General features: G+C 62.6%; 19 protein-coding genes. All 19 read right to left on the bottom strand.

Features of this window, described 5'->3' with window-relative positions; translation table 11 throughout:
- Positions 1-190: 190 nt before the first annotated feature.
- The 19 genes from NQV15_RS03935 to NQV15_RS03850 all read right to left on the bottom strand — a co-directional run bounded on the left by NQV15_RS03935 (position 191) and on the right by NQV15_RS03850 (position 19587).
- Positions 191-1291 (bottom strand): zinc-binding dehydrogenase, encoded by a 1101-nt coding sequence (locus NQV15_RS03935; RefSeq protein WP_257125119.1) that lies wholly within the window; start codon positions 1289-1291, stop codon positions 191-193.
- 109 nt (positions 1292-1400) lie between these two features.
- On the bottom strand, positions 1401-2594 hold the full coding sequence (locus NQV15_RS03930) for an acyl-CoA dehydrogenase family protein (RefSeq protein WP_232398297.1): 1194 nt from the start codon (positions 2592-2594) through the stop codon (positions 1401-1403).
- 142 nt (positions 2595-2736) lie between these two features.
- Entirely contained in the window at positions 2737-3237 is a 501-nt protein-coding gene (locus tag NQV15_RS18175; protein WP_369413829.1) for a flavin reductase family protein, read from the bottom strand.
- Positions 3238-3488: 251 nt separating this feature from the next.
- On the bottom strand, positions 3489-4274 hold the full coding sequence (locus tag NQV15_RS03925; RefSeq protein WP_232398296.1) for an SDR family NAD(P)-dependent oxidoreductase: 786 nt from the start codon (positions 4272-4274) through the stop codon (positions 3489-3491).
- A 16-nt stretch (positions 4275-4290) separates the two neighbouring features.
- A complete protein-coding gene (locus tag NQV15_RS03920) occupies positions 4291-5121 on the bottom strand; it encodes an alpha/beta hydrolase (RefSeq protein ID WP_232398327.1) in 831 nt (276 codons plus the stop codon).
- A gap of 175 nt (positions 5122-5296) precedes the next feature.
- On the bottom strand, positions 5297-6040 hold the full coding sequence (locus tag NQV15_RS03915) for an enoyl-CoA hydratase/isomerase family protein (RefSeq protein ID WP_232398295.1): 744 nt from the start codon (positions 6038-6040) through the stop codon (positions 5297-5299).
- Positions 6041-6081: 41 nt separating this feature from the next.
- Complete coding sequence (locus NQV15_RS03910) at positions 6082-6894, bottom strand: enoyl-CoA hydratase/isomerase family protein (RefSeq protein ID WP_232398294.1); 813 nt, start codon at positions 6892-6894, stop codon at positions 6082-6084.
- Positions 6891-7835, bottom strand: coding sequence for an acyl-CoA dehydrogenase family protein (locus NQV15_RS03905; RefSeq protein ID WP_232398293.1), 945 nt, complete (start codon positions 7833-7835; stop codon positions 6891-6893). Before NQV15_RS03905 ends, NQV15_RS03910 begins: the two co-directional genes overlap by 4 nt.
- Positions 7825-9042 carry an acyl-CoA dehydrogenase family protein gene (locus tag NQV15_RS03900; protein ID WP_232398292.1) on the bottom strand — a complete coding sequence of 406 codons (1218 nt, stop codon included), beginning with the start codon at positions 9040-9042 and terminating at the stop codon, positions 7825-7827. Before NQV15_RS03900 ends, NQV15_RS03905 begins: the two co-directional genes overlap by 11 nt.
- Complete coding sequence (locus NQV15_RS03895; protein ID WP_232398291.1) at positions 9039-9815, bottom strand: SDR family NAD(P)-dependent oxidoreductase; 777 nt, start codon at positions 9813-9815, stop codon at positions 9039-9041. The genes NQV15_RS03900 and NQV15_RS03895 overlap by 4 nt, the downstream gene beginning before the upstream one ends.
- Positions 9816-9893: 78 nt before the next feature.
- The gene (locus NQV15_RS03890) at positions 9894-10793 is read right to left on the bottom strand and encodes an SDR family NAD(P)-dependent oxidoreductase (RefSeq protein WP_232398290.1); all 900 of its coding nucleotides are present in this window, start codon (positions 10791-10793) and stop codon (positions 9894-9896) included.
- On the bottom strand, positions 10790-11611 hold the full coding sequence (locus NQV15_RS03885; protein WP_232398289.1) for an acyl-CoA thioesterase: 822 nt from the start codon (positions 11609-11611) through the stop codon (positions 10790-10792). Before NQV15_RS03885 ends, NQV15_RS03890 begins: the two co-directional genes overlap by 4 nt.
- Positions 11608-12699, bottom strand: a complete 1092-nt coding sequence (locus NQV15_RS03880) for an acyl-CoA dehydrogenase family protein (protein WP_232398288.1) — start codon at positions 12697-12699, stop codon at positions 11608-11610. Before NQV15_RS03880 ends, NQV15_RS03885 begins: the two co-directional genes overlap by 4 nt.
- Positions 12696-14315, bottom strand: a complete 1620-nt coding sequence (locus NQV15_RS03875) for an AMP-binding protein (RefSeq protein WP_232398287.1) — start codon at positions 14313-14315, stop codon at positions 12696-12698. Before NQV15_RS03875 ends, NQV15_RS03880 begins: the two co-directional genes overlap by 4 nt.
- Positions 14316-15113, bottom strand: coding sequence for an enoyl-CoA hydratase-related protein (locus NQV15_RS03870; RefSeq protein WP_232398286.1), 798 nt, complete (start codon positions 15111-15113; stop codon positions 14316-14318).
- Positions 15110-16342 carry an acyl-CoA dehydrogenase family protein gene (locus NQV15_RS03865; RefSeq protein WP_232398285.1) on the bottom strand — a complete coding sequence of 411 codons (1233 nt, stop codon included), beginning with the start codon at positions 16340-16342 and terminating at the stop codon, positions 15110-15112. The genes NQV15_RS03870 and NQV15_RS03865 overlap by 4 nt, the downstream gene beginning before the upstream one ends.
- Entirely contained in the window at positions 16335-17237 is a 903-nt protein-coding gene (locus tag NQV15_RS03860; protein WP_232398284.1) for an acyl-CoA dehydrogenase family protein, read from the bottom strand. The genes NQV15_RS03865 and NQV15_RS03860 overlap by 8 nt, the downstream gene beginning before the upstream one ends.
- A 41-nt stretch (positions 17238-17278) precedes the next feature.
- Positions 17279-18421 carry an acyl-CoA dehydrogenase family protein gene (locus NQV15_RS03855; protein ID WP_232398326.1) on the bottom strand — a complete coding sequence of 381 codons (1143 nt, stop codon included), beginning with the start codon at positions 18419-18421 and terminating at the stop codon, positions 17279-17281.
- Positions 18422-18639: 218 nt separating this feature from the next.
- Positions 18640-19587 carry an electron transfer flavoprotein subunit alpha/FixB family protein gene (locus NQV15_RS03850; RefSeq protein WP_232398283.1) on the bottom strand — a complete coding sequence of 316 codons (948 nt, stop codon included), beginning with the start codon at positions 19585-19587 and terminating at the stop codon, positions 18640-18642.
- Between the last annotated feature and the right edge of the window lie 19 nt (positions 19588-19606).

The following is a 19606-nucleotide window of genomic DNA, read 5'->3' as shown; positions in this document are numbered from 1 at the left end:
CGTCCGCCCACATCGCAGGCTCGGGCAACACACCCGCCCGGCAACCGCCCCTTACGAGGGGCAGGCGGGCGATCTGCGTTACAGTAACCAACATCACACTATGATAGCAATCATCGCTTTGATTACCTAGATATTGGGCAAAGTAATGTCGCTTTGGTGTGGGACCAGCCAAGGACCATCGGCCACTGGCTCAGGGCACAATGACGACCTTTGTGGCCATGCCGCGAGCCATCGAATCAATGGCCGCGTGGGTGCTCGAGAGCGAGAACCGCTGGTCGACGAACCGCTTGAAGTCAAAGGTCTCGTGGTACATGTCGACCAGCTCGACTGCCCGGAGCATATGTTCCGCGTTGACCACGAGGCTCCCAAGCATCGATAGGTTGCCGCGGTTCACCGCCACCGGGTTGAAGTCGACAGTTGCGTCCCCCGCGTACAGCCCCGCGATCAAGTAGCGCCCGCTGCGAGCGACGAGATTCAGTCCCTCCGGGAATGCCGTCAGTTGGCCGGCCGCCTCGATCACCACCTCTGACCCGCGTCCGCCAGTCACCTCGAGCACGGCCGCCCGGCGCTCCGCGACACTCGTCGTTGCGATATCGAACACCGCCGTCGCACCCAATGACACACCCAGTGCGAGTCGCGCGGACGGCGCCCCGATAAGGATGATGTTACGAGCGCCCGCTAGGCGGGCTAAAAGGACGAACGCCAGTCCAACAGGGCCCGAGCCTTGGACGACCACATTGCCGGCGACGGGAATCCCGCCAAGACGCTCCACACCTGCGACAGCGGTCGGCAGGGCACAACCGAATGCCACCAACGCTTCATCAGGCACTGAACTGTCAATTTTTCTGAACACGATATGCGGATGGAGAACCGCCACCTCGCGAAAGCCAGCTGCATTTGGCGTTGCCGACGGAGGAGGCCATGCTCGTCCCTCGCACATGCTTTCGTTGCGCAAAACGATGCATGCATAACACCTTCGACATCCGCTGGCCGGGAACCAGACGATGCGATCACCCACGGCGATGGGTGATCCAACCCAATCGGCGACCGTCCCCGCTCCAACTTCAATCACCACTCCGACCGCTTCATGACCGAAGGAAACTGGTTCGGGCGTGGGTGCGAGTGCTCCTCGAATCCGGTGAGCATCTGTCCCACATACGCCCGCCATGGTGACGCGAGCCAGAAGTCCTCCTTCCGGGGCCCTGCCGAGCGGCGACGACGCAAGGGATACACCCGCCGACGAGTCAAATGACACGTGCCGCACGAGCTTCTTCGTCCCAACTCCTGGCATCACTGCAGCCACCGTTCTTTCGTTCCGCTCCCGCCATTGCGAGGAGACGTCCAGTTGCCTAAGGGGTCAGCCGTGCGCAGCGGTCATTGACGACGCAGCTCGCACGTCCTCACTCTCGCCAGTCGTGAAGAATCCGGCCTGCGCCGCCGACAAGGTTGATGCGATCGACGTAGAGATGATTGCCGGCGACTGAAATGTCACGAAGGCACCGCGACAGCACACTGGGCTCTCGGACACTGGCAGATCCTCCCCACGAGTGGCACCAGGCAACCAACTCCATCGCCGACTGCGTCATCCAGGCACACGTGACCTGGAGTTTGGCCATATCGAGATCGCTGACTGACCCGTTCTTCGCAAAACTGTTCTGTACTTCGTCGAAGGCCTCACGCGTGCCAGCGCGAACCGCGCGATACTCGGCTTCCTTTCGAGCAAACTCATAAAGGAACACCGGCGATTCACCGATCGTTCCTTCGTACCCGACCCGCTTCTTGCCCGCAATGACTGAGGCTAGTTCCGCGAACGCGCGCTTCATAACGCCAAGGGCAACGCCTGAGTGCTGAGCGTAGACGCACGAGAGGAAGCCGAGGCGGAAAACTGAATCTTGGCGCCGAATGTCGGGCGACGGCAATTCGATGATGCGTGCATCCGGAACGAACACGTCATTGACCGCATAGTCCCAACTTGCCGTTCCCTGCAAACCGCTAACGTTCCAGTTACCGAGCAACTCAACGTCGTGGGCCGGAATGAGCGGGAGGATCCACGCCGGGTTCCCCTCATGAGTCATCTGCCGCCCGTCACGGTCGTAGCCCACGCAGCCTGCAACGAAGAAGGTTGCATAGTTCGCTCCGCTGCCAAACTGCCAGCGACCGCTCACTTTGTACCCGCCATCTACACGATCGGCGCGGCCGGTCTGCGCGACTGCGCCGCAAACGATCCCCCTGGTCTCAGATCCCACCATCGACTCAGCGGTCTCGGGATCCAGAATGGAACCCACCATGTCATTTCCGAAGGCCGTGGCCATCAGGACCCATCCTGCCGAGCCGTCGGCGTACGAGACCTCCTCGAGAACATCGAGCATCTCAACGATGTCAGTGACGCCGCTTCCGCCCCATTTTTCCGGAACAAGGGACCACGGAAGCCCGGCCCCTACCATGGCCTCCACGGCGCGTTGGCTCAGTTGCCCGTTCGTTTCGGCGCCAGCCGCCTCGGCTGAGAGGATCTCACGAATGCCACGAGCCCGATCAATCAGTCCGGTACCGGCGCCCTCAACCCGCGAAGAACTCAACACATCGATTTCGCTCATATGTTTCCTCCACATTGGGGCGCCGATTTGTTGCCATCCGACATCGTCGTAATAATATAATTATAGCTATAATAGCGCAGATGTCGATAGGTGGGCTGAGCCACTTACGTTTTCGTAGGGAGCTCGTGGGGTCGAATGCCGCTTACTCCCAAGCGAGCCCGCGGAAAGCGTCGCCTCCGCGATACGGGCTTGGGGCCGGCGCTGTATTGGGGAGGTGTACGCCCAATGTTCGATCCTGGTAAGAAAGTGGCGTACGACCATGGCTTCGAGCGTCAAGGATGTCGCCAACGACGATCACGTGGTCCCCGCCAGGTAGCAGGGCGTGCACACGGCACGCGACCCACCCGGCCGCTCCCCGTATACGCGCCGAACCGGAGGATGGGTCCCAGCCAACGCCGCCGAACTTGTCATCCCCCTTGCCAGCGAAGGCCCAGGCCAACTCACCCTGGTCAGAAGCGAGGATGTTGACGCCGAAGCATCCCACCCTTTCGATTCGACCTAAGAGTCTTGATGTCTGATCCAGAGCGATCAGCACTTGAGCAGGCTGCATCGATAAGGACGAGAATGCACTCACCGTCGTGCCGTGAGGGTGCCCATCCTCGATTGCGGTCACCACCATGACGGAGGACACAACCTGAGCCATCGCCTCACGGAATCTGTCGCGCAACTCCGCTTCATGGTCGAGGTCGTGTCCGTTCGCATTCTGTATCGCACTTGACGACATGCCAGCCCTCCATCGTTGACGTACTGTGTGGCTTTTCGTTTCGTCGGGCAGATCTTGCAGCCCGCCCCGCCCACTTCGACAGATTCGGCTCGGCCCATACCACTTATCATCGCTATGATACTGATCATACTGTAGCTGACTAAGTGAGACTTTTCCGCCAGTTTGAGCGACTATGCGTGCGTGCCCATCAGTGGGTCCAGGGTGATGCTTGAGCCTCCATCAACTACGAGTGTGTGCCCGGTGATGTACGAAGCCGCTGGGCTGGCGAGAAACGCGATCGATTTCGCGACCTCCTCCGGGCGCGCCATCCGACCTGTGGGGTTGCGAGCTTCGAACGAGGCGAACCGCGCCGGTTCATCTCGCCACAGTCCCGCCGCAGCGCTGGTACCGACCAGCCCTGGAGCCACGGCGTTTGCACGCACCGCATACCGTCCGTTCTCCACGGCCAGAGTGCGCACTAGAGCAAGTTCCGCTGCCTTCGCGAGCGAGTACGCACCCATCCGGTCCGCTCCTCGCACCGCGCCTATTGAGGAGACCAAGACGATGGCGCCGCCTCCCCCGTCGATCATGTGCGGAAGCGCGGCTCGTGCCAGCCAGACATTGCCGTAAAGGTTGCATCTCAACATCTCCTCGAAGTCGGCTTCGCTCACCGATGAGACGCTTCCGGGCTTCGCTACTGCGGCATTTCCGACGACGATGTCCAGTCCACCCCAGGTAGTCGACGAGAACTCGACCAGCGCGTCGATGTAGTCCTTATTGCCGACATCACCTGGGTAGCCAACGACTCGTCCGTGGTGGCGATCGCCCAACCTCGCCACGACCTCCGTGCAGCGGGCGACGTCGCGGCCCGTTATCACCACTGACGCACCAAGCTCGAGAAACAGTTCAGCAACGGCCAGCCCAATTCCGCGGCTCGAACCGGTGATGATTGCGCGCTGACCGGTGAGATCGATCATTGGATTGGTCACTCGACTACCTCTCGTCCGAAGGATGCATGAAACGCTGATGGGACGTGAACCCCGGACCTGCCCGTACGGAGCTGATGAAGTCCGTCACCATTCGCATCGAAGCCTGCACGGCGATCAAGGACGGGTCGTCGATCTGCCATACGTGCGGCTGATCGGCGACTTCGCGAAACCATACCTGCACCCCCGAAGCGATCGCTGACCTAGCAAGATTGCGAGCGTCATCCCGCAAGACTTCGGTACTACTTACCTCGATGAGCAGGGGCGGTTGGCCCGTCCAGTCGCCCAAGCCTGGGGAAAGTTCCGTCGTTCGAACGTCCTCCCCAGCGGCATACATGTCTACACACTCGCGCGCGACCGCCTCCGAGAATTGCCCAGGACGTCCGCACCGACGAAAGCTCTCATTCGTCAGCGTCAAGTCCACCCAAGGGGAAAAGAGGATTGTGCCGGCGTGAGCCGTGCGCGCTGAGGATCCGTTGATGGCGAGGGCGACTGACGACGCTAAGTTTCCCCCTGCCGAGTCGCCACCAATGACAACCCTTGACCGGTGCTTGAGCAACCAGCGAAACGCCGCAAGTCCTGCGACGCGAGCAGCAGGATAGGGATATTCAGGTGCCAACGGATAGTCCAGCGCCAACACCGCTACGCCAGCTGATTCGGCAAGCCGGCTGAGAAATGGCGCCCAACCGTTGGCCGTTCCGAGCCTGAACCCCCCGCCGTGAAAGTAAAGAATCGTCAGATCGTCCGGGACCGAGACAGGTTCTAACAGAATGGCAGTAAAGTCATCAGTTCTCACGGACGTGCAAGAGACCTGAGGCGAAATCGCTTGTGTGGCCATGGCCGCGTCGAGCTCAATCCGGCGGGCCGCCAAAGCAGGGTCTAGATCTGACACGTGTCACGTCCCGTCGACACCGTGATCGTTAGCTCTGTGCCGCCGCGCTTACGGTGCGCGCCGGAACACCCCTTCCAATCCGAATGACAAACCAGTCTCATATAGCCGCCCGCCACGGCGCTCATCTCGGCGCTGATAGGTTCGAGAACGACTCTGTCTCGAGCGCCACGGCCATGTCCATCATGAGTCCGGCTGCCTGACGTAGATGCATATTGACCAGCCGCTTCGTTTGCTGGACGGCCTGAGTTGGCTGGTCGGCGAGCCGCTGGGCCAATGCGATCGCCGCGTCGAGCGTTTCAGCGGCCGGTTCGACCCGGTTGACGAGTCCCAGTTCCAGCGCCAATGGGGCGGGGATGCGATCCCCCGTGAAGAGGAATTCCTTCACACGAGCCAGGCTCATCAGGAATGGCCAGGTGACGGCATTGCCGTCACCCGCAACCATTCCAACGCTGACGTGCGGATCACTGAGAAAGGCCTCCTCAGACATTACCGTCAGATCACAGAGCGAGATAAGAGTGGCACCCAAACCTACGGCTGCGCCGTTCACCGCCGCAATCACGGGGAGCGGGAAGCCGACCATGTGATCGACGATGTCTCGCACACTGCTCATGCGGACACGGCGGACTTTCTCCGGGTCTTCCCCGAATGGAAAGGTTGAGGAGTCTCCGCCAGCGCAGAAGGCACGGCCAGATCCCGTCAGCACGACCGCTCGCACCGAGAGATCAAGTGTCAGCTCCCCCCACACGGCCGACAGCCGATTGTGCAAGGCGTCATCGATCGCATTCAGCTTTGTAGGTCGGTTCAGCGTGACCACGGCAACGCCGCCAGGACGCTTCTCGACCAACAGGACATCGTCGCCAGTCATGTTGTACCTTTCTTGATCCTGCGGAGGCATTGGCATATGTATCACCTTCCGGTGAAGCGCGGCGCGCGCTTCTCACGGAACGCGGCTTTTCCCTCGGTGGCGTCGTCAGTGTGGATCACGATCTCGGCAGCGATCCCAGCCGCATCAAGTGCATCGCTCAACGACTGGTTTGCTCCGGCTCTCATTAGTCGCTTCGCCATGCGCTGAGCGATCGGGGCTCCTTGAGAGATACGCCGGGCAAGAGCGATCGCCTCATCCATCAGCGCCTCATCGGGGACAACTCGAGTGACCAGGCCGCACGCGACAGCATCCTGAGCTGTCAGCAGCTCCTGTGTCGCAACCATCAGCCAGGCCCGGTCATAGCCCATTGCGCGCGGGAAGGCCCACGCGCCGCCCTCGTCAGGAATCATTCCAGCTCGCCCAGAGGTGTCCCCAAGGCGCGCGCTCGTCCCCGCCAGTCGCACGTCGCACATCAACGCGAGCGTGAGACCGCCGCTGATCGCCACACCGTTGATCGCAGCGATGATCGGCTTGTCGACGCCAGCGATAGCCCGACACACGGCATGCATGTCCTGTCGGAGCGACTTGGCCTCACCAAGCTGCATGGCCCGATTCTCGAGGAACTCAGGAGTGTCACCTTTGATATCACCACCAGCGCAAAAGCCACGACCGGCGCCGGTGATGATCAGTGCCCGCAGTGCATCGTCACGGAGGTAGGTATCAACGGCGGTCACGATCCCGGCGCATAACTCAGGGGTGTACGCATTCAGCCGGTCTGGCCGATTCAGCGTCAGGACGGCGACACCTTCGTCGTCCTTCGTGAACAGGACGGGGGACGCATCTGCGTCATTCATGATGGCCTCCCGATGACCAGCGAGCGTCCAAGATCTGACGTTTGAGCAGCAGCGGTGCCGAGCATCGCGTTAAACACCGCACCTCGTCGGACATAGTGATGCAAGGGGAATTCCCACGACATTCCCATCCCGCCGGTGATTTGCTGCGTCACACGGGAGACGGTGTCGTGCGCCCGACCAGCCAGCGCCTTGGCCACTTGGGCGGACCACGCTGTCTGCTCAACCCAAGCCACATCAACGCCGCGCTGCGCAGCTTCTGTCGCCACGTGCGCAAGAGCGAGCGAATGCTGCACAGCTTGGTACGACCCAATGGAACGCCCGAACTGCTCTCGCTGGGCGACGTGCTCGGCAGCGATCTGAATCATGGATGAGCATATCGACGCCAGCATCTGGGCGAAGGCCGTACGGCCGGCGGTCAGCGTTGTCTCCCACGCATCCTGCGCGCGAGTACCACCCACTCGTACCCCATCGGACGATCCGAAGGCCGCGACGTCGACCAATGACCAACCGAGCGAGTCGTCCCAGCCTCCGAACGCCACGGCCTTGGCGTTGGCGGCGTCACCAATCCACCACTCGGTCCCCGCATCTGCAGTCACGTTAGGCACGGCCACCACGCCCGAACCGTCCCACGAGCTAGCCAGCACCCCGTGGTGACCAAGGCGCGGATCAGGGTGTGGCAGCACGACACGCGCGCCCTCCGGGAGCTCGAGAGCGCCCGCACGGAAAACGCGGTGGACAATGAGCTCATCGAGCGCCCTGACACCGGCCAATTTGCGCCCAAGGACGTCGAACAACAGACGATCCGCACCCGGGCGGTCGAGGGTTTGGATCTCTGACCATCCGAGGCTGGGGAGAATATCGACCACGTCCTGCCCCGCCGCTACCTCCGCCAGGGAAGCCTCCAGGGCCGATTTCACATCCTTTGCAAGCTCAGCGTCCACGTGGTTCCTCCCTTGGCATACCCAGCAGGCGCTGGGCGACGATTCCTTTTTGAATCTCGCTTGTTCCGCCCAAAATCGAGGCGGCCCGCGAGAAATACCACGACGACCTCCAGTAGTCGGCCCATTCGCCTTCACCTGTCTCGAGCAGCGGGAACAAAGCTTCACGGGCAACGTCGCAAGCCAGCTGCTCTGCCGTCGACAGAAGCAGCTTGTCGACCGAAACCTCCGGGCCGAGAAAGTCACCGCTGGCAAGCCGCTCGACGGTCCTCAACGAACGAGTGCGCAGCGATGAAACGGCCAGGTACAGTTCACCGATCCGGTCGAACGGAGCGACTCGGTCGGCGGGCAGCTGTTCAAGGATGTGGTGGACCCTCTCGTGCAGCACTGCCTGACGCATCCACGCGTACATGCTCCGCTCGAATTGCAGCAGATACATCGTCACAGCCCAGCCGCCGTTGACCTCGCCTATGACCCTGTCGGACGGGACATGCACGTGGTCGAAAAACACCTCGCATAGCTGGTCCTCGCCGGTGGCAGCTCGAATTGTTCGGATCTCCACTCCTGGCGAGTCGAGGTCGACCATGAACATTGTCAGTCCCTGATGGCGGCTATCCGGCTCACCCGTTCGGGCAAGAAGCATGCACCGCGTCGACAGTTGCGCATTGCTCGTCCAGATCTTCTGACCACGCACGATGAAGCCGTCGCTCACTTCCTCCGCCCGACACCGCAGTGACGCAAGATCGCTGCCCGCCTCGGGCTCGGAGAATCCCTGGCACCAGAACTCGTCACCTGCAAGGTACGCAGGCAGCATCTCCTTGGCCATGTCGGGAGCGAATGAAAGCAGAGTTGGTCCGAGGATCTCCAAAGGGTAGAGGCGCTCTGGGATCGCGACCCCGCCGCGGCCGAGAAGGTCGTAAATCGTCGCTCGCTGGACGATGTCACCCCCGGTACCGCCGACCTCCTCAGGCCAGCCCACCCGCATCCAGCCGTCACGATCAAGCAGTCGAATCAAGCCCGCATGCAGATCGTTCGCCTCGACGACGTCGACGGGGCCAGGCTCCAGATACGGACGCAGCTCATCGGCATGTTGGACCATCCAGCGCGTGAAGCTAGCCTCGAGATCAGTATGGTCACCCTGACGGGCACAACGCTCCACGCCCGCCTCACTAAGGTCGAGGCGGAGGTCAACGTATGGCTTGAGGGTCACGACGCGATCACCAAGCCACCGTCCACAGGAGTGATCGTCCCGTTGACGAAGGATGCCGCGGGCGAAAGCAGGAAGCACGCGACGTTCGCAATCTCGTGGGGCAGCGCCGGCCGCTTCATGGGGTTGCGCTGAATCTGCGCTTGATAGCCCGGCATCGACAGCCACGGCTCGGTGCGGGGGGTCAACGTGAATGATGGCGCAACCACGTTCGATCGCAAGGTGCCGGCCTCGCGGACCGCAAGGTGCTTGCCGTACCAGGCGATCCCTGCCTTCGCGATGGGGTAGAAGCTCTGCACAAGGCCGCTACCGGCCAACCAGTTGCCGACCACGGAGGATGTGAAGACCACGCTCTCGGCCGTCGAGCGGCAGGTGGAGATCCACTCCTCGGCCACGTTGACCATCGAACCGATTGCGACGTCAACGCTCTCCATGATCGGCGCGTCGCTCTGGCTGGCGGGGCCGGCATTGTTGAACAGGTACTTGCACGGGCCGAGCTCGTTGACTTCACGGAACGCCGCCTTGATCGAGTCGACGTCACTGACATCGATGCGGATGACCGATGCGGCGCCGCCCATCAACTCGATATCGGCTCTGGTCTGCATCGCGCCGGCCTCGTCAATGTCTAGGATCGCCACGTGCAGCCCGGACCGGGCCAGGCTCAGAGCTGCGGCCCGTCCAATGCCGCTGCTACCTCCCGTGACGACGGCGACGTCGTTATCGAGGAATCCCAGTCCACGGAAGTCGCGCACATACTCTTCGTAGATGATGCTCATGTCGATCTCCCTATGAATCTGAGCGATGGGCTGAATTGCCGAGAGCCCCGTATGCGGCACGGCCCGCCAAGGGCGCAGTCACCGCGCCGTCGCCTTCGCCGTGACAGTCGTTTGCCCGCCGACCGGGGACCAGTTCGGAGCGCCCACGGGCTCCAGATGATGGCGCAGTTCTTCGTCGAACGCCTCCCCCACTGCCTCAATCGTGCTCGCAGGGAGGTGGACTCCGGGTCGCACCACGTCAGGTTTGTGGATCAGCGTGAGCAGATCATCGCTAATGCGGACAATCTGACCGCGGATGTCATCGGCGGCGTCCGAAAGCAGGTAGGTGATGATCGGCGCGTTCGCCTCTGGGGGGATATTGCGCATCAGTTGATCGTGATCCACTTGAAGATAGGCGGCCGCGACGTCCAGTTGGCGCGTCCTAGCCAAGGGGGAAATAGCATTCACCCGAACATTGGTGCCTTGCAAATCCTGTGCCCACGACCACGTCAATGCCGCCACTGCCGCTTTGGTCGCACTGTAGATGCCTCGCAGCGGTAGCCCGACCATCGCTCCTGACGTCGTGTTGATGATGGACCCGCCCTGCTGCTTGAGCATGGAGCGCATCGCGTGAATGCCGCAGTACATCGTGCCAAGCACGTTGACATCGACCTGCAGACGGATCACTGCCGCGTCGTTCTCGTCGGCGCGACGCACATCGTAGACACCGGCGTTGTTGACGAGGCCGTCGAGCCGCCCGAATGACGCCGTCGATGCAGCGATGAGGCCTTCCGCAGCGGTCCAGTCTGTGATATCCGCGCGGTGGGTGACCAGTCGGTCGGAATCGACGGCCCACTCCTCAGCCAGCTGCGCAAGCAGATCATCATCGATGTCGTTCGCCACAACGGACCCGCCCTCATCAAGGATCGCCCGGGCGTAAGCCTTGCCGATGCCCTGCCCCGCACCCGTCACCACGACAGCTTTGCCTCGGAGATTCATTTCGCACCTTTCATCGTTTGGCTCTTGGCAGGACGCGCAAGCACGTCCTGCACGAACGTCGCGGACAGCGTGCCGTCTTGTGACCACAGACGCCCTTGCGCGAGGGCGCGGCCGTCGCTGCTACGGATGCCGGTTGCGTCGAGTAGATTCCAACTTGCGGCGTCAGGCCTCTGGTGGAACCAGAGCGCGTGCTCGAGGGTCACGCCCTCCGGCTGGCCGTGTTCATCGCTCACATCCTGAGCAGCAGCCGGATCCGCAGCCCGAACCAGGCCGATGTCAGTCATGCTCGCGATCGCGGCGTATGACGTCCACGGGTCGGCAGGAAGTGGCTGGGCCGATCGAACCCAGATCCGCATCGGTTCGGCGCTTACCGGGCGCTGCTCGAACCATGCCGCTGTCGCCGCCGTTGGAAAGAGCTCAAGCGGCTCAGTTTCACTCGGCGACGGGACCGCCGGCACAACGAGCTGATCGGAGTCGGACGTAGCGATCTCTTGTGGTGCGTGCAGGGAGACTACCGCCACGTAGACGAGCTTTCCACTAACGCTCAGAGTGACCTGACACCGTGAGACTTGCCGTCCCTCGCCGAGAACAACCAGCCGTCCCGCGATCTCGCTTCCTGACAAGACGGGCCGCAGATAGTAGCCGTGCACCGAGTGGGGCAGGTGAGAGGCGAATCGTTGTCCGGCAGCGGAGACCGCGATCGCAGTCAGATGGCCACCGAAGCTTCGTGGACTTCCGTCTGCGCGCAGCGGCGCGCTTGCCACGAACTCGTCGTCCACCTTGACCGTCGGAAAGACTTGCGACCACGTCTCGGTCATGATCCCGCTCCCCCGAGTAGCGCATCGACAATTCGGCAATGGTGACGCGTCCGGGGGGTCGTCATCGACCGAAGTGCCGCGACTCGCTTGAAGTATCGGTGTGCCCAATGCTCCCACGTAAAGCCGATACCTCCGTGCAAGTGAATCGCGGCACCGCACACCGCCTGCGCAGCGTCCATGGCATACGTCGCACTCGTCGATGCGAGCAGTTCGCGGTGCCCAGTTGAACTCGGAAAAGCGACGGCGGCTTCCTTGATGAGTACGCGGGAGGACTCAACCGACACCAACATGTCCGCACAGGAGTGCTGCACGGCCTGGAACGAACCGATCGGCTGGCCGAACTGCCGGCGTTGCTTGACATACATGAGTGTGTGGGACAGTGCGCCCTGTGCGATTCCTACAGCCTCTGCCGCGGCTGCCAGGTCGCGCAGGGCCACCGCATCCTTCAGCGCTGTGTGCGCGGAGACTGAAAGCCGGACTCTTCGCGCTGCTGCGCCCCGAAGATCGACGTTCTGCACAGACCAGCCTCGGTCGATGCCATCGCGTGCGCGGATAGTGACGCCCCTCTTACGCGTATCGATGGCCCAGAGAGTTTCCGGGTCATCTGGGCCGGACGGCACGAGAATCCAATCGGCGAGATCCGCGTCGAGAACCATGTCCAGGTGGCCGCTCACGGCTGCCTCTTCGGGTCCGGCCGTCTGCACGGTCGTATCCGCGGGGTTCAAGGTCGTAGCCACGACGCGTCCCGCGCTGATCGCGACCTGCAGCTCTCGTGCGAAAGCGTTCGAACCCTCCTGAAGCACGTGGGCGCTGACGACCGATGACGCGAGGAAGGGCACGTGGACGAGTGCTCTGCCGAGCTCCTCCATCACGACGAGCTGGTCCACGAGGGTGCCGCCGACGCCACCGTCGCGCTCAGCGGTGCCGAGCCCCCCGATGCCCAACTGTTCAGTGAGGAGCTTCCAGATGGCGGACGAATCTTCAGCAGACAACCCTTCGGCCGACCAGGATCCTCCACCCGGCGCATAAGGCTGAAGAACGTCCCGGGTGATTGCTTGCAACTCATACTGTTCATCGGTGAGCGTCATCGGTCCGCATTCTCCTTCGCCAGCATGCTTCGCAGCTGGGGCTTGTCGACCTTGCCGAACCCAGTGCGTGGGAGCGCGCCGACGACACGCAGCGACTCGGGCCACTTGATCTTGGCCACCCCCTGCGCCGCAAAGTACTGCTTCACATCGTCCAGTTCGAGGCGCCGCCCCTCCCCCAACACGACGAACGCACAGGCCTTCTCACCAAGACGCTCATCTGGGATGGGTACGACCGCTGTGTCCTCGACATCCGGGTGGTCAAGCAGCAACAGCTCGATTTCCCGAGCGCTGATGTTCTCCCCCGCGCGCACGATGATGTCCTTCTTACGACCGCGGACGGTCAAGTAGCCGTCAGCGTCGATCGATACCAGGTCGCCGGTCCGGACCCACCCGTCGGCCGTGAACAACTCCGAATTGAGGTCCGGGTCCACGTAGCCCACGCACCGCTCCGGTCCGATGGCTTCGCATTCGCCTACCTCGTCGACGCCGAGGATAGAGCCGTCGTCCGACACCACACGAAGCTCGACCGCGCCGATCGCGCGACCATCCGTGCTGGCTACCCGCGCGGGATCGTCTTTCAGACCTCCCCAGGTCAAAGTCGGAATTTCGCTACAGCCGTAGGCGCGCGTCACAAAGCTCCCGAGCACTCTCGCGGCGTCATGAACCAACTGCTCGGAGACGTCAGCGCCTCCGCAGGCGAACACCCGCAGACGGCTTTTCTGCCCGGATCGGCCGTATTCCTCGGTCAAGCCCCTGAGCATCAGGGGTGCGCCATTCATGATCGTCGCCTGGTGACGCTCGATCAGTTCTACTGCGTCGACTGGCGACCAGCGATCGACAACGATGGTCGGCAGCGCTGCCAGGAGCGGCAGGTGCGCCCCGTAGGACAGTCCGGCGATGTGCGCCAAAGACGAGGGCATGAAAATGACGTCGGCGCTCGTAATGCCGAAGTCATCAATCCGTGACTTTGCGTCGCACAGCAGCGTTTGATGGGTGTGGAGTACCCCCTTGGGTGACCCTGTCGAGCCCGAGGTGTAGATGACCGCGCACACATCCGAGGGCGACGCAGGCGGAGCGATCACGGATGGATCCGGCGCCGCGGCCAGCAGGTCAGCGAAGTCGAGTCCGTCAACCTCAAGCGGTCGTACCACCACCAAGGGACAGTCGTGTCCGGCGTCGGCCAACGAACGCCGTGCGACGGCAGCCGGGGAGATGTCACTCGCCTGCCCTGCCACGATGACGCATGACGGTTCAAGTTCGGCGAAGATGTGCCGCAGTTCGTGCTCGCGGAACATAGTCACGACAGGGACCGCCACCGAGCCTGCACGCACGATGGCCAGATGGGCCACCAGGTGCTCCCACCAATTGGGTAGCTGGTAGACAACGCACGTGCCCGGGCCAACACCCAACGACGTCAACGAGACAGCAAGCGACTCAACGCGATACCAGTACTCCGCGAAGGTAAGGCGGACATCACCATCGACAATCGCCAGATCATTGGGGTTGGTCTCAGCGAGATCGCGCAGCAATTCCCAGACCAGAGTGCTGCCAATCGCGCCGGTCTGCGCATAGTGATCGGTCAGCGGATTGAGTGCCGTCGCAGTAAGCGCAACCATTTAGATCCACTTCCAGTCTGGTTCGGTCTTTTCGACGAAAGCGCGCTGCGCTTCGGCCGAATCCTCGAACTGGCGGAGCCGGTTCGTGTAATCCTGTTCAAGCCGGTAGGCGTCCTCCAAAGCGAGGCCTTCCGTACGATTCATCGACTCCTTGGCCAGCCGGATGGCCAGTGGGCTTTTCTGTGCGATCTCGGCGGCGATCTCGTTGGCTGCCGCGAGCAGCTGCTGACGCGGGACGACGCGGCTCACGGTGCCACGCGCGGCTAGTTCGTCCACCGAAACATGGCTCGCCGTGTAAAACAGTTCCCGCGTCCGGAACGGACCAACGAGCCGGCTCATATGTGCTGTGGCCCCCAGCATCCCGACGTCAATCTCTGTGGCAGCTAGTGTCGTCCCCTCTGCAGCGACAACGATGTCGGCCATCGCCACGTAGGCGAGGCCCGCGCCGATCGCGGGACCATTCATGGCCACGATCACCGGTACGGGGCAATCCCGCAGCGACCAGAGCGAGTCGCGGACAAGTCGCCCGCGATCGAGGCGATCACTCACGGGCAGCGAACCAGGACCCTCAACCGCGAGCCGGTGCTGCTCTTTCACGTCGGCGCCAGCCATGAACGCACGGTCGCCGGTGGCTGTGAAGATTACGACTTTGACGTCGGTGCGATCGGTGAATTCACGAAATGCGTCACGGATCGCACCGTATGCCGCGCGATCAACGGCATTAACCGGAGGCCTCGAGAACGTGACTGTCGCGACGCCCCCCTCAACGATGGTGCTGACAACTGGTGTGTCATTCATGATCGGCTCCCCGCTGTGCTGGACGGCAGCTCGAGCATCCGCCGAGCGATGATATTGCGCTGGATCTCGTTGGTCCCCGCGAAGATGGGCTCCGCGCGGCTGTACAGGAATGTGCGCTGAAGCGCGTGCTCAACGGTGTTCTGATCATGCGTCTGCGCGCCAGCAGCACCGAGGACACTGAAGGACAGTTCACCTAGATCGCGGTGCCAACTGCTCCCGAAAAGCTTCGTCAGCGACGTGAGCGGCGACGTTGACTCCCCTGCTTCGTGCGCAGCCAAGGTCTGCAGGCCAATTGCTCTAAAGGCTGCGAGCTCGGTAAACGACCGGACAATCCGCTCCTCGAAGGCCCGCGGGTCGCCGAGCGTATTTCGTACGTAGTCCACGGTCACCGCGAGATCTCGAGCGAACCGAAAGTAGCGGCTCATGAACCAATCGCGCTCAAACCCGAGTGTCGCCATCGCTACCGACCAGCCCTCGCCAACAGCACCCACGACATTCTCCGCCGACGTGACCGCCCCGTCGAAAAATACCTCGGCAAACTCGGCGGAGCCGGTCATTTGCCGAATGGGCCTCACCTCGATGCCAGGCTGATCCATGGGGATCAGCAGGTACGACAACCCCGCGCGCCGCGCGGAACCCTGCTCAGTGCGAACCAGCGCGAAGCACCAGTCACTTCTGGCGGCAAGGCTCGTCCATGTCTTTTGGCCGTCGATGACCCATGTATCGCCCTGGAGGCGTGCGCGGGTCCGGATGTTCGCGAGGTCCGAACCAGCATCCGGCTCGGAGTACCCCTGACACCACATCTCCTCCGCCCGCTGCATTGGCGGCAGGAATCGGTCGATCTGCTCGGGCGTGCCGTGCTTCATGAGGGTAGGGCCCACGAGGTCCTCCGCCAGGAAGTTCACCCGCTCCGGAGCGCCCGCTCGGAAGTACTCGTCGCGATACGCGAACAGCTCGGCCGCTCCGGCCGAGCGCCCCCCAAATTCCTTGGGCCAGGTAATGCAAGCCCACCCCTCGGCTGCGAGATGACGCTCCCACTCGACATTCAGCGAGAAATTCTCCTCATCCCACGCACCGCCCCGGCCTATCAGTGGGGTAAACCGACCGGTGAGATTGGCCTTCAGCCAGGCCCTGAACTCACCCCGGAGAGCAGTGGCGGCTGCACTCTCCCTCAAAGGGAAAAGGTCATCCAGCAAGTCGTTGGCGTGACGCCACCCCGTCTCACTCACGCCCGGCGCCCATCACGGGGAACAAGCCATCGAATCCGTGCCGTTCGATCGACTCAGCTGCCCAGGCGAGGGTGCCCGACACACCAAGGGGCGAGCGGCGGGCGATGTGACCGTGCCGACTCAGCCACGCGAGATCGTGCTCGTCCGTGAAGCCGACTGCGCCGTGAATCTGGTGGGCCACACGCAGGCACTTCTCAGCCGCCTCGAGCATGGCGACCCTGGCGGCCACGATGTCGGTCAGGCTCTGCGCACCGTGAGATGCATACGAGGCGACAGCCTGCTCGACAATGACCTCAAGACCGCCCAGTTCGACATACGCGTCCGCAATCTGGAATTGGATGGCTTGGTAGCGCGACAGAGGTGACCCGAACTGAACTCGGTCCTTTGCGTGCTGGACCGAGAGCGCAAGGGCAGACTCCAGACTGCCCAAAACGGACCAGCATTCGAGGACCAAGTAGACGAGAACTGGGCTGATCTCGCCCTCGGACCAGGTCGTCGTCTTAGCGATGCCTGCAAACGGTGCGCTGATCGTCCTCGCGGACTCCACAGCACCGACGACGTCAGTTCTGCTGCCGAACCGGTCGACAGCCTGCCACCCGGTCATCAGGTCAACATGGTCGACGACCGGCTGCGTCCGCGAGACGAGCACGAGACCCAAGGCCGACTGGGCGCCTGCGAGCTGTCCAACAATCGGAAAGGGAAGCGCGACCGCGCCAGCCGCTCGGCAGGCATAGGCCGCCGCAGCGATCTCATTGATGTCACCGCTATACGGATTGATGTCACCGAGACCAGCCCGCTCAAGCAGGGCCGGAATCTCGACGGTCCGCACCGTTGGCTCGGTGACTGCACGCTTGACGAGGTCGGTGCCGCCCGCACGTCGCAGTGCGGATGACATGGCGTCACCGAAGTCCACCCCTTCGTGGGGGAGCTGTGTCCTCATGCGGGGGCCAGGATTGCCCGCGCCAAAGCCCGGCGCTGCATCTCGATGGTTCCTGACGACACGGTTCCCGCAAGCGCGTATCTCCAGTGGTCCTCGACCGCTCGGACGAGTTTACTTTCGGTCAGGCCAGGCGACAGCGCCTTGGGCCCGACGATCTCAGTGAGAATCTCCGACACCTCCTGGTCGAGCACAGTGACAGCTATGCGATAAGCCGCGACGTCGGCCGGGTCTACATGACCCGCCGCCTGCGCGGCGACTACCCGGTAGGCCAGGAGCCGAGACTGTCTCGTTCTGACCAGTGCTCGCACCCATCGCTCACGAAGGCCTGACGGCACGTCATTCCACTCCTCGCCGAGATGCGTCCGCACCTCGGCGAGGAGACGATCGCATTTGGAGTATCTCGCGATACCGAGCCTCTCGTACGCCAAGACCTCCATGACGATGCGCCAGCCCTGGCCGACCTCACCGAGCACCTGCGAGGCTGGCACGTACACATCAGAGAAGAAGACCTCATTCAGATGCATGTGACCCACAAGCGAGTCGAGAGGTCGAACCGAGAATCCAGGCGAGTCAGTCTTGACGAGAAAAACAGTGATTCCAGAACGCAGATCAGCAGGATTGCGTTCGGTGCGGGCCAACAGGAAGCACCAGCCGGCGATGGACGCGTAAGACGTCCACACCTTCTGACCATTGATGCGGTATCCGTCGCCGTCGGGCGTCGCGGTGGTTCGAAGGCCAGACAAATCCGATCCCGCTTCGGGCTCACTGAATCCTTGGCACCAAATCACTTCTCCGGCGCTGATCCTCGGAAGGTGCTCACTCTTCTGCTCCTCCGTGCCGTGTCGCATGATGACCGGCCCCACCCAGTTGACGCCCATATACTGCGCGCCTCGGGGTTCGAAATGTGCCCACATCTCCTCGCGCACGATGGTCTGAAGCCACGGACCGGCGTCCTGGCCACCGTACGCCTCGGGCCATGCCATGCACAGCAGTTTGTCTTCCGCCAGCTGCCGACAGAAGTCCTCCGCAGTGGCCAGGTCTTTCGAATCTCCCGTGAACGAGCCGACGAAGTCTGCGGGGAGACGCTCATCGATCATCGCCCGCAATTTCGTCCGCAACTCGCCGGCTTCGGTCTGCATCAACACAGCAACTCCTCCTCGTGCCCAACATGCACTATTATAGCATTCTTAGTGCCATGTCATGGCGGTAGCGCTCGCGACGGTGGAACAGTCGGCCTGTCGTTCCACTCAAAATTTCGCTCTTGCGGAGCCTCTGACTATTCGCACGTTATATGTATTATAGCAATAATAGACTGGATAGTCAACGTGCGCCTCGTCCTGCGGCTTTCACCATCGATTCAGCCTTTGCGCTTGGCGACCTCGGCGGTGGCCTGGGGCAGGACGGCCTTGAGGTCTCCGACGACACCGAAGTCGACGAGCTCGAAGATCGGCGCCTCGTCGTCCTTGTTGACCGCGACGATCGTCTTGGACGTCTGCATGCCGGCGCGGTGCTGGATCGCACCCGAGATGCCGTTGGCGACGTACAGCTGCGGCGAGACCGTCTTGCCGGTCTGACCAACCTGGAACGAGTGCGGGTACCAGCCGGAGTCGACCGCCGCACGGCTTGCGCCCACAGCCGCACCGAGAGAATCGGCGAACGCCTCGACATCGGTGAAGTCACCGGCGGTGCCACGGCCACCCGAGACCACGATCGCGGCCTCGGTCAGCTCGGGACGACCCGAAGCGGCCTTCTCCTTCGACGAGGTGATCTTCGCGCCCTTGGCAGCATCGGAGATGCTGACCGTCACGGCCTCGACCGCACCGGCACCGGCAACGGCCTCGGGGGCAGCAGAGTTTGGCTTGACCGCGATGACCGGCGTGCCCTGGCTGACCTGCGCCTGGACCGTGAAGTTGCCGGCGAAGACCGACTGGGTCGTGGTGACGGTGCCAGCATCGACCTGCACGTCGACCGCGTCGGTGATCAGACCCGACTCGGTCTTGAGCGCGACCCGAGCAGCGATCTCCTTGCCCTCGGTCGAAGCGCCGACCAGCACCGCGGCCGGGGACTTCTCGGAGACCAGCTGCGCGAGGGCCTCGGCCTTGGGGCCCACGAGGTACTCACCGAACGCGGCGTCGTCGAAGGTGTAGATCTTCTCGGCGCCGTACTCGGCAAGGACGCCGTTGTCAGCTGCTCCGAAGACGATCGCGGACGGCTCGCCGATGCGGCGGGCGATCGTGAGCAGCTCGAGCGACGGCTTGGTGACCTTGCCGTCGACGGCGTCGATCAGTACGAGTACTTCAGTCATGTCAAATCCCTTTTTCCGT

It is taken from the genome of Aeromicrobium wangtongii (assembly GCF_024584515.1).
GTDB classification, from domain to species: Bacteria; Actinomycetota; Actinomycetes; order Propionibacteriales; family Nocardioidaceae; genus Aeromicrobium; species Aeromicrobium wangtongii.
Note: the sequence above shows the minus strand (reverse complement) of the source record. Positions and strands in the feature narration are given on the sequence as shown.

Bases quoted from the DNA above. Each gene is read 5' to 3' on its own strand.
- NQV15_RS03935 (WP_257125119.1), bottom strand. From the start codon at position 1,291: ATGCCAGGAGTTGGGACGAAGAAGCTCGTGCGGCACGTGTCATTTGAC.
- NQV15_RS03930 (WP_232398297.1), bottom strand. From the start codon at position 2,594: ATGAGCGAAATCGATGTGTTGAGTTCTTCGCGGGTTGAGGGCGCCGGT.
- NQV15_RS18175 (WP_369413829.1), bottom strand. From the start codon at position 3,237: ATGGCTCAGGTTGTGTCCTCCGTCATGGTGGTGACCGCAATCGAGGAT.
- NQV15_RS03925 (WP_232398296.1), bottom strand. From the start codon at position 4,274: ATGATCGATCTCACCGGTCAGCGCGCAATCATCACCGGTTCGAGCCGC.
- NQV15_RS03920 (WP_232398327.1), bottom strand. From the start codon at position 5,121: ATGGCCACACAAGCGATTTCGCCTCAGGTCTCTTGCACGTCCGTGAGA.
- NQV15_RS03915 (WP_232398295.1), bottom strand. From the start codon at position 6,040: ATGACTGGCGACGATGTCCTGTTGGTCGAGAAGCGTCCTGGCGGCGTT.
- NQV15_RS03910 (WP_232398294.1), bottom strand. From the start codon at position 6,894: ATGAATGACGCAGATGCGTCCCCCGTCCTGTTCACGAAGGACGACGAA.
- NQV15_RS03895 (WP_232398291.1), bottom strand. From the start codon at position 9,815: ATGAGCATCATCTACGAAGAGTATGTGCGCGACTTCCGTGGACTGGGA.
- NQV15_RS03890 (WP_232398290.1), bottom strand. From the start codon at position 10,793: ATGAATCTCCGAGGCAAAGCTGTCGTGGTGACGGGTGCGGGGCAGGGC.
- NQV15_RS03885 (WP_232398289.1), bottom strand. From the start codon at position 11,611: ATGACCGAGACGTGGTCGCAAGTCTTTCCGACGGTCAAGGTGGACGAC.
- NQV15_RS03880 (WP_232398288.1), bottom strand. From the start codon at position 12,699: ATGACGCTCACCGATGAACAGTATGAGTTGCAAGCAATCACCCGGGAC.
- NQV15_RS03875 (WP_232398287.1), bottom strand. From the start codon at position 14,315: ATGGTTGCGCTTACTGCGACGGCACTCAATCCGCTGACCGATCACTAT.
- NQV15_RS03870 (WP_232398286.1), bottom strand. From the start codon at position 15,113: ATGAATGACACACCAGTTGTCAGCACCATCGTTGAGGGGGGCGTCGCG.
- NQV15_RS03860 (WP_232398284.1), bottom strand. From the start codon at position 17,237: ATGTCATCCGCACTGCGACGTGCGGGCGGCACCGACCTCGTCAAGCGT.
- NQV15_RS03855 (WP_232398326.1), bottom strand. From the start codon at position 18,421: ATGCAGACCGAAGCCGGCGAGTTGCGGACGAAATTGCGGGCGATGATC.
- NQV15_RS03850 (WP_232398283.1), bottom strand. From the start codon at position 19,587: ATGACTGAAGTACTCGTACTGATCGACGCCGTCGACGGCAAGGTCACC.